The 14,100-nt window shown below is 50.9% G+C and carries 10 protein-coding genes; 3 read left to right on the top strand and 7 right to left on the bottom strand.

Annotation, left to right across the window (positions count from 1 at the left end; genetic code table 11):
- Positions 1-54: 54 nt before the first annotated feature.
- Complete coding sequence (locus C5O19_RS20460; protein ID WP_104715248.1) at positions 55-441, bottom strand: winged helix-turn-helix transcriptional regulator; 387 nt, start codon at positions 439-441, stop codon at positions 55-57.
- A 140-nt stretch (positions 442-581) separates the two neighbouring features.
- Here C5O19_RS20460 and C5O19_RS20455 point away from each other — a divergent pair, with 140 nt between their 5' ends.
- Both C5O19_RS20455 and C5O19_RS20450 read left to right on the top strand, forming a co-directional pair.
- A complete protein-coding gene (locus C5O19_RS20455) occupies positions 582-1,373 on the top strand; it encodes an SDR family oxidoreductase (protein ID WP_104715247.1) in 792 nt (263 codons plus the stop codon).
- 12 nt (positions 1,374-1,385) lie between these two features.
- A complete protein-coding gene (locus tag C5O19_RS20450) occupies positions 1,386-1,709 on the top strand; it encodes a nuclear transport factor 2 family protein (protein ID WP_104715246.1) in 324 nt (107 codons plus the stop codon).
- A gap of 167 nt (positions 1,710-1,876) precedes the next feature.
- On the opposite strand, the gene C5O19_RS20445 is transcribed toward C5O19_RS20450, so the two are convergent.
- The 6 genes from C5O19_RS20445 to C5O19_RS20420 form a co-directional block, all read right to left on the bottom strand.
- Positions 1,877-3,526 (bottom strand): FAD-dependent oxidoreductase, encoded by a 1,650-nt coding sequence (locus tag C5O19_RS20445; protein ID WP_104715461.1) that lies wholly within the window; start codon positions 3,524-3,526, stop codon positions 1,877-1,879.
- A gap of 36 nt (positions 3,527-3,562) precedes the next feature.
- A complete protein-coding gene (locus tag C5O19_RS20440) occupies positions 3,563-5,545 on the bottom strand; it encodes an FAD-dependent oxidoreductase (protein WP_104715460.1) in 1,983 nt (660 codons plus the stop codon).
- A gap of 56 nt (positions 5,546-5,601) precedes the next feature.
- Entirely contained in the window at positions 5,602-7,065 is a 1,464-nt protein-coding gene (locus C5O19_RS20435) for a RagB/SusD family nutrient uptake outer membrane protein (RefSeq protein ID WP_104715245.1), read from the bottom strand.
- 17 nt (positions 7,066-7,082) lie between these two features.
- Positions 7,083-10,391, bottom strand: a complete 3,309-nt coding sequence (locus C5O19_RS20430; protein WP_104715244.1) for a SusC/RagA family TonB-linked outer membrane protein — start codon at positions 10,389-10,391, stop codon at positions 7,083-7,085.
- Between the two features lie 170 nt (positions 10,392-10,561).
- Complete coding sequence (locus C5O19_RS20425; protein ID WP_104715243.1) at positions 10,562-11,533, bottom strand: FecR family protein; 972 nt, start codon at positions 11,531-11,533, stop codon at positions 10,562-10,564.
- Between the two features lie 139 nt (positions 11,534-11,672).
- Positions 11,673-12,257 carry an RNA polymerase sigma factor gene (locus C5O19_RS20420; protein ID WP_104715242.1) on the bottom strand — a complete coding sequence of 195 codons (585 nt, stop codon included), beginning with the start codon at positions 12,255-12,257 and terminating at the stop codon, positions 11,673-11,675.
- Positions 12,258-12,500: 243 nt separating this feature from the next.
- On the opposite strand from C5O19_RS20420, the gene C5O19_RS20415 reads away from it, so the two are divergent.
- Positions 12,501-14,069 (top strand): serine hydrolase domain-containing protein, encoded by a 1,569-nt coding sequence (locus tag C5O19_RS20415; RefSeq protein ID WP_104715241.1) that lies wholly within the window; start codon positions 12,501-12,503, stop codon positions 14,067-14,069.
- The last annotated feature ends 31 nt before the right edge of the window (positions 14,070-14,100 follow it).

Below are 14,100 nucleotides of genomic sequence, written 5' to 3'. Positions count from 1 at the left end.
ATGCGGGGTACGAACAGTTTTTATCGGGAAGAGACGTCACCGTTGATCAACAGATTAACTTATTAGAGAAACGTCCAAATCAGAACTTATAACTTGCCTCGAAATCACCTCTCGCAATCGCTCTTCGTGTTCATCGCTCCATTGTCCTAATGCAGCAATTACTGGGATTAATGTTTTCCCGAAATCAGTCAGGCTATATTCTACTTTTGGCGGTACAACGGGATAAATTTTTCTCGTAACCAATTCGTGATCTACTAATTCTTTCAACTGAATATTCAAAACCCTGCGTGACGCATCGGGGATTTTGCGTTGCAGTTCGCTTGGGCGTTGATGACCTTCGTTGATAAACCACAGTAAACGGATTTTCCATTTGCCGTAAAGTACTTCCCCGATCAGATCAAGCCCACAATTCAGGTTTGGTGTTGTCTTTCTCTCATACATATTACAAAATTAATGTACGTCTTAGCTAGTGCAATAGGGGATCAATTTATCCCTATATGAATCGTAATTCCGTACTTGTCTAAACTTCATTTACCCTCCAATTTTGTCCTATCATCAATTCTAAGAAAAGGACAAATACCATGGAACAGTCTAATTTCAACAGTGAGTTATCAGGTAAGATTGCCGTAGTAACAGGGGGTACAAAAGGAGCCGGAAGAGCCATTGCAGAACGGCTTTTACAAGCGGGTGCAACCGTTATTATTACCGCAAGAAATGCACCAGAAGACAAAAACGACAAGTTGCATTTCATTTCCGCTGATTTAAGTAAGGCAGAGGGATCACAAAAGGTGGTAAGCGAAGTACTAGCAACGTATGGCAGAGTAGACATCCTAGTCAATAACCTGGGTTCTTCCGAAACACCCGCTGGTGGTTTTGCCGTATTAAGTGATCAGGATTGGGAATCAACCCTACAAGCTAATCTGCTCGCTCCGGTTCGACTGGACAGAGGGTTTTTGCCAAAAATGATCGATCAAAAAAGTGGCGTTATCATTCACATCGCTTCGATCCAAGGCAAGCTGCCACTCTACGAATCCACGTTGCCTTACGCAGCAGCCAAAGCAGGATTAAGAAACTACAGTAAAAGTTTATCGAACGAAGTTACCCCTAAGGGTATTCGGGTGCTGACGGTTTCGCCAGGCTGGATCAACACGACCGCATCGGTAGCCTGGCTGGGTGAACTTGCAAGAAATGCGAATAGTACAGTAGCAGAAGCTCAACAAAGTGTCATGGATGCCTTGGGCGGAATACCCTTCGGAAGACCGGCAGAACCTGAAGAAGTGGCAGAATTGGTTGGTTTTTTGGTTTCACCCAGAGCAAGCTATCTCAGCGGGACAGAATTTGTCATTGACGGTGGAACGGTACCTACTATTTAACAACATAAAAAAATGAACTTACCGAAAGTAGTAGCCGATTTAGTCGAAACGCAAAACAGCTTTGATAGTGTTGCGTATACTCATTGTTTTTCTGAAACTGCCGTCGTTTTTGACGAAGGAAAAACGCACCATGGAAAAAAAGAAATAGAACAGTGGATTGCCGATTCAAATGAGCGATACAGGGCTACAATGAAACCCATCAGCTTTGAAGAAAACGAAACGGAAAGTTTTTTAAAAGCAGAAACATCCGGAAATTTTCCAGGAAGTCCTATTGTATTAACTTACCACTTCGTAATAACCAATGATTTAATACAATCGTTGAAAGTTACAGGATAAAAACGAGCGATTCATTTTAGCCGTTCCTGTGGGAATGGCTAAAATGAATCGCTCGTTTTACACTTCTAGCAACGAAAAAGTAGAAAAGCATGTCTCTACCGTTGTTGGTGTTTGACGTAGCGTTACCAACAACCAGATAATCCACGGGTTGTACCTATTGAACCTTCTTACAACGTCAACCGCTGTCCATTCTTTAGCAAAACCGCTTTCAACTCCCCATACGGTAATCGTTGCGGACTAATATTCTTATCGATCGAAAGCACCGCCGCCGTCGCCGCCGATTCACCCAAAATCATGAATACCGGTTCCATCCGGATGGAACCATAAGCAATGTGCGAACTGGATACGCAGACCGGCACCAGCAAATTCGAACATTCCTTCTCTTTGGGTAAGATCGAGCCGTAGGCAATGGAATAGGGTTGTTTCGGGTGTACCCCAATGTCGCCTTCGTTTTGTACGTACCCTTCGGGCGTGACATACCGCTGGGCGTTGTGGGCATCCAGCGAGTACGAGCCCATACCAATCGGGTTCGGTACGGTCGTTTCCCCCAATGCATCCGCCTCCTTCATCACGTATTCCCCTAACATTCGGCGGGCTTCGCGAACGTAAATCTGATGCGGCCAGTAGTTGTTATCGGTAAACTCATCTTTGGCCAGCCCCCACTGACTCATCTCCTTACGTACGTCTTCCGGCACGCGTGGATCGTTGGCCATAAAGTACAGCAGGCCCTGCTGATACCGTTGATGGTCCTGAATGATCTGTCGCCGCCGCTCGTACGTGGCCTCGGGGTAATCGTAGTTTTTACCAATATAGTCACTGCTGAACGGGCCGTGATTGTTGGTATCCGTTTTACGATTGGGAATGGGATCAAACTTCTGGAACGTCTCCCGCCAGCCGCTGTCAAATACCCGGCCCAGCAGTTCATACCGGGCGGGATCGTAACCTTCGGGTTTGGGAAAGGGTACACGGTTGTCGGGATGGTTACTCATGCACATCCGGAAGCAATACGCCTGAATTTTAGAATCCCCCTCACCCTTCTGCCCCGGCCCTTCGGCAGCAATTTCCGGTAACAAGCCACTCTTCGGATCACCGGGTACTTTGTACGGACTCACCTTCGCTTTGAAGTAATGGCCGTGCTGAAATACGTTGGGCTGCACGCCATTCCAGGTTTCACCGTAGACGCGGTTGGCTTCACGGCCCACGTGATACTTCACGCCCGCCGCCGCCATCAGGTCGCCTTCGTACGTAGCATCGATGAAGCGTTTGCCCTCGTATACCTGTCCACTGAGCGTCCGAAAAGACTGGATTGCTCCGCCTTTTTTCGTAAGACCTTTGGTCGAACGGTCCAGCCACTCTTCGCGATACACCGTAACACGATGTTCCCGAATCAGATCCTCAAAAATTTGTTCGGCGGCGTGGGGTTCGAAAATCCACATGGTCCGGGCGTTGCCATCAATGGCGGGGGTCCCCTGCCCTTTGTTGCCGTAGGCTTCGCGTTTTTGCCATTTCCAGGCGGAATCCTGCTGGTAATGCTGGTAAAGTCGCTGGTAAAACTGCCGTGACAATCCACCAATGACCTCTTTATTTCCCGTATCGGTGAAACCTAGCCCACCCGAGGATAAGCCGCCCAAATGCTTGTCGGGCGAAACGACCAGTACCGTTTTGCCCATTTTCTTTACCTGTACGGCAGCCATGACGGCCGCCGACGTTCCCCCGTAAATAATCACATCGGCCCGGCGTACCGACGATTGAGCGTGGGTTAAAAGGGCGGGCGACAGGCATAAACTGACTAAAAAAGCTCGACGCTTCAGTTGCATACTTCCCATAGTTATAGGTTTAAAAAGAACGGATACTTATCGCTTCCGTTCCGGCACGAGTAATACGTCATCGACAATGACGTTGCCCTTTCCACTGATTTCTACGTAGGCCGTTGTTCCGGCGGGTAAGGGATAGCTGCCCAGCGAGACCCATTCCCCGGATGTCTGGCCGGCCACCTGTACCTCCGCACTACGGATCATTTGCTGCTTTTTCTGCTTTCCGTCAAAGACTTCGATACTCGCTTCGGAGGAGCGGTTTTTTACTTTCGGCACGTAGGTGTAAATCGTATACGTTCCCGCTTTCGGAATCGTAGGTTTGAAGCGGACGGACTTTTCCTGATTCGTAGTATCCATCAAAAACGAAGGACCGAAACCACCGTAGGTCTGTACCATCCAGGAACCCTTACGAGTCGTCTGGGTTTCGTGATCGCTGGTGACGAGGATGTCCGGCTGACTGCCATCGGCGTAGGGATTACTGGCCAGTTGTTTCTGTAACTGCTTGACGTCTATGGCCTGAATGGGTTGTTTGGCATCAATCGCCATTCCTGCGGCCACCGCTGCCGATTGCCCGAGCACCATAAAGACGGGTTCCATCCGGATCGAACCATAAGCAATGTGCGTAGCCGACAAACAAACCGGGACCAGCAAATTGGCCGCTTCTTTTTGCTGGGGAACGATGGCTCGGTACGAAACCGGATAGGGTCCGAAGCCGCCTTCTTCCACGTTGCCTTCATTTTTCACAAACCCGTCAATAATCAAGCGGTCGCAATTGTGCGAGTCCATTGTGTAAGCGGCCATGCCTACCCCGTCCGATACCACTTCCCGCCCCTGGCAGTGGTGCTGGGTCATGACCAGTTCACCCACCATCCGGCGAGCTTCCCGAATGTAGAGCTGATGGCTCCAGTTTTCATTATCCGTGTACTCGTCTTTAGGATAACCCCACTGCTGCATTTCCTGCCGGACACTTGCGGGTACCCGAGGGTCATTTCCCACAAAATACAACAGCCCTTTGGTATAGCTCACGTGGTCATTCCAGATCTTCGTCCGAGTCGCGTAATCACCGTCCGGATAGTCCCAGTTCATCCCGATCATATCCGTCGAAAATCCGTTTCTATTGTTGATGTCGGTTTTACCATTGGGCATCCGGCTCCAGATGAACATATCGTTGAGGGCTTTCCAGGACCGCTTTTCGATGATACGAAGCAGTAATTCGTACCGTTTGGGATCGTAATCAGCGGGTTTGGTAATGGCAATCCGGTTTTCCGGTTGGTTCGTCAAACAAATGCGGAAGTTATAGGCCTGTACTTTTTTGTCCCCCGAGCCGATGGGTGCGAGTTGGGTGGAATTAATCCCCCAAAGCAATCCACTTTTCGGATCGCCGGGAACCACGTAGGGGTCCATTTTCTCGGGCATCTGATGGCCGTTCATCACCTGTACGCCGTTAAACGTTTCGTTGTACCGACTATTAGCTTCCCGTCCGACCACGTACGAAACGCCCGCCTTAGCCATCAGATCGCCTTCGTAGGAACAATCGATGAACATTTTAGCCTGAATCGTCCGGTTGGTCGCCGCCGAGGGCTGATTCGATTTTTCCAGCGTGATTTGATTAATCACGTTGTTTGTCTTTTTGACGCTGGCGAGTCGATGCTCGTATACTACCGGAACGTCGCCCCGTTTACAGTACGCTTTGAATAAATTTTCAGCCACACTGGGTTCGAAAATCCACTGTTCAAATTTTCCGTAGTGCTGACCGATGCGGCGGTAAAAGTCATTCGCCAGTCCCGTAATGGCGTACTTATTGCCAATATCCGTATAGCCCAGGCCGCCCGAGCTCATCCCCCCCAAATGGCGGCCCGGCTCAATGAGCACCACCGTTTTACCCATTTTTTTGGCCGTATACGCCGCAATGACTCCCGCGGAAGTACCCCCGTAAATACAAATGTCATAGGAAGCATTTTGGGCAAGGGCCAGTCGGCTCACCATCAGCAGGAAGAATACCCATCCAATCGTTTTTTTCATCATAGCTTCAAGCAAATTCAAAGACCCGGAGCTTATCTCCGGGTCAGAAGTCTACATTAATACCCAGGATTTTGGTCTTCGGCGTTAATCGCCCCGTTGTTGTCGAGTTCAGCTTTTGGAATGGGCCACAGCACGTGACTATCTTTCATCGTCTTGCCTTTGGCTTTCTGGACGAGGGCCTTCACCTGATCGACGCCCAGCCGTTTCATATCATTCCACCGCTTGCCTTCAATCATAAATTCGTAAGCCCGTTCCTGCAATACAGCTTCACGAAAAGCCTGAGCACTTAGTCCGGCGTAATCTACAGCCGCGTTGGCCGTTGCGATGTCCGCTCCGTAGGCCCGGCGACGTACCTGGTTGACGGCCTGATAGGCCTCGGGTGTGGGACCGCCAGCGGCCTGACTCGCCGCTTCGGCGTAAATCAGTAACGCATCGGCGTACCGGAGCAGGGGTAAATCATTGCCGCTGGCATTGGCCGCTACCGAGGCCGGATCTTTGAACTTCCGGAACTGATAGGGTTCGTTAGCAGGCAAAGTCACGATCTGACCCGTGGTTCGGTTGACGTACTGACCGTAAATATTGAACTCTTTTCGTAAATCTTTCGCGTCCCAGTTGGCAATCAGCGGAAAGGTCTGACGGGCGTAGATGGTGCGGAAGCCCGGTGGTGAGTACTGCGTATTTTCCGCGTGGATGTAGAGCAGGTACTGAAAACCCTGCCCGCCCGTGGAGGAATACTTCAACGAGAAAATATCCTCCGAACTCGTCGTTACTGTTGCTCCGTAGATCTTTTCGAAATCAGCTACCGTCGTCACCGGCACCAGCGAGTACGCCTTGCCGTCCATCACTTCCTTGGCTTTATCCCGGGCCTGCGTCCAGTTCTGACGCGTCAGGTACACATCGGCCAGCAACGTTTTCGCCGCCCAGCTCGTCGCCCGTCCCGCCACGGCGGGCGTCGCGGGCAGGTCGGTTTCAGCAGCGGTTAGATCCTCCAGAATGAGTTTATATACCTCATCGACCGACGAACGGGGTACGTCATTGGAAGCCGTGGTCGAGGTACGAATCGGTACCCCACCCCAGTTCCGAACCAGATCGTAATACACCAGTGCCCGCAGGAACCGGGCTTCGGCGAGCAGACCTTTTTTCTCGGTTTCATCCATGGCAATGGCGGGAATGCGTTCCAGAGCAATGTTGGACCGAAGAATGGCCCGGTACGCCTGCGACCACACCCCTTCTACCCGACCGATGTTAGTACCGTCCAGTCCCTGATACTCACTGATGAAGGCATACGAGCCGCGACCGTTGGCGTAGTCCGTATTGGCTTCCTGTTCTAGCAAATAGATCATTCCGTAATAACCCGTACTCCGCAAGGCATCGTAAATGGAATAGATTGCGGAACGGGCATCCGTTGGCGTTTGGTAAAAATTTTCTTCGGTCAGGCGATCGACCGGTACTTCCTGTAAGGTCTTCTGGCAGGAACTAAGGGCTGTGACCACAGCCATTATGCAAAGTATCTTTTTCATAGCACTTGGGCTTAGCATTAAAAGGCAAGGCTTACGCCGCAGGTATAGGTTTTAGCAACGGGATAACTGGTCTGGTCAATTCCGACCGTAATGGAGGCTGCTCCACCCCGGCTACTCACTTCGGGATCATACCAGGAGTACTTGGTGAAGGTCAGCAGATTTTGGCCACTCACGTAGATCTGAGCGGATTTCAACCAGTTGACGCTCCACTTCGTCAGCGGCAGGGTGTAGGCCAGACGAATGTTTTTCAACCGTAAGAACGACCCATCCTCCACAAAGCGGTTGGATTCCCGGAACGTAGAGCCAATGCTGACTTTCGGGTTTTTCGCCGCCGGATTGGAGTTTTCCGTCGTCCAGCGATCCAGCGAGCTTCGTACCTGATTTTCGCCGAAGTTGAAGGCATTCGCCTGATTTGACAGGTTGAAGTTGAAAATATCCGCTCCCTGAATGCCCTGCAAAAACACGTTCAGCGTGAAGTTTTTGTAGGAAAAATTATTGGTGAAACCGTAAATGAAATCGGGATTGGGATTGCCGATGATGGTCCGGTCCAGGTTATTGAGGGTACCGTTGCCGTCGAGATCCTTGTAGCGAATCGCTCCCGTTTCCGTCAGTCCATCTTCCACGTAGCCAAAGAAAACACCTACGGGTTCGCCCTCGCGGATCAGATTTACCGAAACGTTCAGTGGAATATCGAGTGAATTTCCGAACACATCACTACCCCCAGCCAGTTTGATTACTTTGTTACGATTAGCAGCAAAATTCAGGCTCGCATCCCACTTAAAATTACCCGTCAGGATGTTTCCACCCAGATCCAGTTCCACGCCCTGATTGCGAATGGTGCCCAGGTTTTGTATTTGATTGACGTAACCCGAAGAAGTAGGCAGGGGCACATTTGCCAACAGGTCGTTGGTGTTTTTGCGGTAGTAATCCACGGATAAGCGGAGACGTTCCTGGAAAAACCCGAAGTCCAGACCCAGGTTGGTTTGCATCGTAGTCTCCCATTTCAAATTCGGGTTTGGTTTCGTTGCCCCCGGAGCAAACCCCGTATACAGATCATTGCCGTAAATGACTTGCAGGGATTGAAGTGTATTGAGTGTCTGGTAGGGATTAATAGCCGTACTACCCGTTTGTCCCCAGCTGGCCCGTAGCTTCAGATTGGAAACAAAAGTCAGGGGTTTGATGAATTCCTCTTCACTAATCCGCCAGCCCAGGGCCGCCGAGGGGAAATAGCCCCATTTATTGGAAGCTCCAAACCGGGACGAGCCATCGGCCCGAATACTGGCCGTCAGCAGGTAGCGATCCCGGTAGGAATAGTTGGCCCGGGCTAGTCCCGAAAGCAGTTTCCAGTCTGAAATAGTAGCTCTTGGCGTGGCAATTACACTGCCGGATTGGGGGTTATTGTTCTGTAAGACATCGCTGGTAAAGCCACTCGCCCCAAGTTCATTTTCATTGATCAGTTCGCTCTGATACGTAAAGCCCCCCGTAAAGGATAGAGCGTGAGCTTCCTGAATGGTTTTGCTATAGGTAAGAATGTTTTCGTTGAGAAAGTTAGTTCGCGTATAATAGTTGGTACTACCCGATCCCGAAGGGGATGCCTTAAAAAGGCGGGGTGAGTAATAATCCCGTCGGGAGTTTGCGTAATCGACCCCGGCGGATACGCGAAGGCTTAGTCCCGGGATGAATTCGTAAGTCAAGCCTAGGTTAGTCAGAATCCCACTCCCCGCCGTTTCGTCTTTCCGTTCCAGAGCTAAAGCCACGGCATTTTCAGCGGCGTTCGGACTAAACGAATAGGGTACTACGTTCGAATAATTGCCATTGGCATCGTAGGGAGCAATCATTGGCGGGGCGGTTAACGCGGCGGATACGACTCCATTTCCCCGCGAACGGTTGTCGTTGGAAATGGCCTGCGTTCCCGTCCGGCTGAGTACGCTGGTATAGGTAAGCCGTAATTTATCGTTGATTTTCTGATTCAAATTGGCCCGAACCGAGTACCGCTTGTATCCCGAGCCGATCACAATTCCCTGCTGATCGAATAAGCTGGCTGAAACCGAGTACTGCGTTTTTTCGCTACCACCGGAAAAGGTGACCACGTGGTTTTGAATGGGAGCCGTCCGAAAGATGGCGTCCTGCCAGTCAGTACCCTGACCAAACGAAGCTACCTGATCGGAGGTGAAATACGGTTGCAAGCCATCGTTGCGGGCCCGTTCATTGGCGATTTCCGCAAATTCGCGAGCATTGAGCAGGTCAAGTTTTTTACGTACCGTCTGAAATCCGACGTAGCTATCAATGTTGACCCGGTTACTGCCGCTTTTCCCCGCCCGGGTGGTAATCAGCACCACGCCGTTGGCTCCGCGTGACCCGTAAATGGCCGTAGCCGAGGCATCTTTCAGGATTTCCATCGACTCAATATCGGCGGGGTTCAGTGTAGTCGGGCTTCCGGACAAGGCAAAACCGTCCACCACATACAGCGGTTCGTTATTACCGAGAAGCGAGTTACCACCCCGTACCCGAATGCTGATGTTGGCTCCCGGTGCTCCCGAGTTTTGTACCACCTGAACGCCCGCCGCCCGGCCCGCTAGACCCTGTACGGCATTGACCACGGGCAGTTCATTCAACTCTTTGGAACTAACCGACGCCAGGGAGCCCGTCACGTCACTCCGCTTCTGCGTACCGTAGCCAATGACCACGACTTCGGAAAGCGATTTTGTATCGGTTTCCAGTTTGACATCAATCGCACTTCGTCCGCCGATGGCCACTTCCTGCGTTACGTAACCCACATACGAGAAAACCAGCGTGGCGGCATCGTCGGGTACATTCAGGGTATACCGCCCATTGGCGTCGGTAGCCGAGCCCGTCGTGGTGCCTTTCAGGACTACGCTTACACCAGTCAAGGTTTGTCCCTGATTATCGGTAACAGTCCCTGTTACTGTTAACTTCGGGGCGGTCAGCAGCATCGTTTCCTGACTTTTGGAAAGCACAATGCGTCCCGACACGAGTCGATACTGGATGGCTAAAGGGCCTAGTAAGGCTTTCAGTACTTCTTCCAGTTTGGTATGCATGGCCTTAACCGATACCTGTTGATCAGACTGAATGACTTTGCGACTGTACACAAACTTGACGGAAGCCTGGTTCTCAATCTGACTTAAGGCCTCCTCCAGACTCACTTTCCCGGCGGGTAAAGTTACGGTACGCTCCAGCACATCCTGAACCGTATGGATGGGTTCAGCGTAACTGAAGAGCGGTACGGTTAGTAATAGCGGCAGAAAAGAACGGTGGAGCAACCAGCCCGCCAGAGCATAAGGTTTGAAGTAACGTGTTTTTTTCATAGGTCTTATTCATTTTAATAGGCACAAAACGTCCCCGCACGCCTTCCGAACGAAGGTGCGTAAGGGTTTTACTAGTGGTAGTACTGGACCACCAGAATGAGGAAATTAGATTACGTCTTTGGAGTTAATCATGGCAATCAGTTTTAGAGGAGGTAAGTAGGATAAGTCATTTATCGGCAGCCCGCACCCTGTAGCAGGATTTGAGTACCGTCGGATTGGTAGGTAGCATTCAGAGCCTGGCAAATCATACCCAGCTGCTCATAGAGGCCCAGTCCCGTGAGATCTCCGGTGAAGGGACACTGACGCAAGGCCGATTGCTTAATAAGCAGGCTAATCCCATAGCGTTTTTCGAGGCGTTCAACCACGCGAAGCAGCGGTACGTCTTTGAATCGCATCGAAACGGAGGCATCCACCACCAGGGGATTTTGAACGAGGCCCGTTTGCAGCCAGGGTTTCTCCCGCGAATACGTAACGAGCTGATTCGGTACCAGGATTACCTGATTTTGATCCTGCTGTACGGAAACTTTACCCGTAACGACCTGCACCTGTACGTAGCTTTGTTTAGGCTGATGCCTCACCCAGAAGCTCGTCCCTAACACCTTCGTCTCCAGCGAACCGGTGTGCACCAGAAAAGGCTTTTCAGGATTTTTGGTAATTTGAAAGAAGGCGGTTCCCTGTAGGTCTACTTCCCGAAGCTTTCCAGTGAAGGTTGACGAATATCGCAGGCTACTTCCTTGCAGCAGCGTTACCTGACTCTGGTCGGAAAGGGTGAGCGTTTGCGGTCCACGAGCGGTAATTAGCGGAGCCGCCGTATGAAACGCCAGTTGTCCCGAATTCACGGACGACTGCGTCCAGAACCAAAGGCCAATGGATAGTACTAGTAGTATCGATGCGGCCACCCCCACGTACCATCCGGCTTTTCGGAGGGGCCGGATCTGAATCTCCGGCTCAGGTTCATCGATACGCTCACGAATCGTCGACCACAGCTTGGCTTGCAAAGGCGGGCGTTCCGCCGCGGGAAGTTCTTCCTGCGAATCGGCTGCCAGGCGGTCGTACCAGGCGTGGATACGCTGCTGTTCTTCGGCGGTGGCTTCGTTACGCTGGTAGCGTAGCAAAAGCTCCTGAAATTCTTCCGGGGTCATACAAGCAGTAGAGAGCCTTGAGTGCCGCTCCTATCTAACAAGTCGGATGTGCGAGGATTTGACCTAAATCGTTTTAAAATTTCTACGAAAGTTTATATAAAAAGGCTTGATACCCACTGAAATTCTTGCCTTCGTTCAATTACCGGTTGGTGAGAATGAGATAAAGCAGCGTGCCCAGTAAATGATCCTGGTAGTGCGTACGGAGAAATTTGACGGCTTTAGTAAGATGATACTCTACGGCTTTTTCAGAAAGCTGAATGTGGTGGGCAATTTGGGTGACGGACCAGTTCTCAAAATAACTCAGGGTAAACACCTGGCGGGACTTTTCGGGCAGGGTTTGCAGTGAATCTTCCAGAGCCGAACGTAAATCATTCAGGATAATGGCCTCTTCCGTGGACGAATCCTCCGTTGATAAGAAGGACTGGTAATAGCTTAGATACTGTTCCCGCGTGACCCGAGCTCTGATCTGATCGATAACGGCGTACCGAACCGCCGAAAACAGGTAATAACTCAGCCGATTGATGGAGACACTCGCCTTTCGTTCCCAGAGTTTTACGAAAATATCCTGCACCATTTCTTCGGCCACTTCACGATCGTTCAGTTTACGGTACGCCACCAGAAACATCGGATACCAGTACTGGGAATAGATGGCCTCAAAAGCCATCAAACTCCCCTGCTGGAGTTCGGAAATCAACTTTTGTTCATCGATCATTCCTGTTTGCATGGCGTGAGTAGTAAATTAACCAATCGTCCGAAACCCCGATCAGAGCGTTTTGAATGGTTAAAATTATATATAATGTTCGTATGTTTATACGTAAAAAGAGTATTAAATGTATCAACCCTACACGGGTTACGGTTTCGTTTCTATTTTTAGACGGATCTGCGTACCGGCTCGTCTTTCTGCGGACGTATGCAATCCTTTGAAGTTATATCTTACCTTTAAGACCTTCTTTACCTCAAACCAACGATGACACTATCTCGACGTACCTTTTTGCAGCAGTTGGGCATGCACTCGGCTCAACTGGGTTTGCTTTCTACGCTTCCAGCCTGGCTGCCAGCCCCTGGAAACGCCCTTTCCCGTAGTACGCCCGAAGCTCAGGGCGTTGCTTCACAGGGCATCCTGGATTTCATTGCAACCGTTGAAAAGGAAAAACTCAACGTACATAGCCTGATGGTGCTGCGACACGGGCAGGTTATCGCCGAAGGCTGGTGGGCTCCGTACGCGGCTGATCTCAAGCACACGCTCTATTCGCTCAGTAAGAGCTTTACTTCTACGGCCGTTGGATTAGCAGTAGCCGAAAACCGGCTTCGGGTAGAAGATCCGGTCATCAAGTTTTTCCCCGAAGATCTTCCCGCAACGGTCAGTCCAAATCTGGCCGCCATGCGAATCAAGGATTTGCTGACCATGTCTACCGGACACGCGAAAGATACGACGGGTCCCATGGCCGAAAGTCCGAATTGGGTGAAGGGTTTTCTGGCCCAGCCCGTTGAACATCAGCCGGGTACGCACTTCGTCTACAACAGCGGAGCTACGTACATGCTTTCGGCCGTTGTGCAGAAGCTGACCGGACAAACTTTACTTGATTACCTCACACCCCGGCTCTTCAAACCCTTAGCCATTGAAGGGGCCGACTGGGAAGTAAGTCCGCAGGGCATCAACACGGGTGGCTGGGGCTTACGGGTTAAGACGGAAGACATTGCCAAATTTGGTCAGTTGTACCTGCAAAAAGGCGTCTGGAAAGGCAAGCGGCTGATTACCGAAGCCTGGATTGATGAGGCTACGCGTTTTCAGGTACAATCCTCGGGAGGTAGTCGTCCCAAAGAAACCAACGACTGGCTACAGGGTTACGGCTATCAATTCTGGCGGTGCCGCCACGAGGGGTACCGGGGAGACGGGGCCTTTGGTCAGTACTGTCTGGTATTGCCCAAGCTCGACCTCGTCATTGCCATGACCAGCGAAACCAGTAATATGCAGGGCATTATGGATGCCGCCTGGAACCACATTCTGCCATCCGTGGGCAAGTCTAGTCCGGCCTCCGCCCAATCGGCTTTAAAAAAACGGCTGGCTTCTCTACGACTACCGCTGGCTGAGGGGACGTTTAGCTCCCCCTTGAGTGAACAAATCAACGGGAAAACCTTTCAGATTCAGGAAAATTCGCTGGGTATTCAATCCGTGCGAATGGACGTGAAGAAGGATTCCGTTCAATTGACGCTCAAGGATACCCAGGGCGAAGACCGCATCGAAGCGGGTTTAAGTCGTTGGAAATTCGGTCGTACGGATTTATCCACGACTCCGCTCAAACTTACCCAAACGCCCGTTCCCGGTGAAACGGTCACGCCTATTGCCACGAGCGGAGCCTGGCGAAACGAGAATACCTTTGATTTCCTGGTTCGATTCATCGAAACCGCTCATTACGAAATCATTTCCTTGCACTTTGAAACGGGGAAGGTACAGGTCAAATTCCAGCGAAGTCTTTCCATCCTCGATGGTAAACCCGACCGCCGACCTACGTTAGAGGGAACACTCACGGCTTAATTGATCAAACCCGAGGGCAGGCTGCGAAAGC

The organism is Siphonobacter curvatus (assembly GCF_002943425.1).
Taxonomy (GTDB): domain Bacteria; phylum Bacteroidota; class Bacteroidia; order Cytophagales; family Spirosomataceae; genus Siphonobacter; species Siphonobacter curvatus.
The sequence above is the reverse complement of the archived record's forward strand: the minus strand, read 5'-3'. Positions and strand labels throughout refer to the sequence as shown.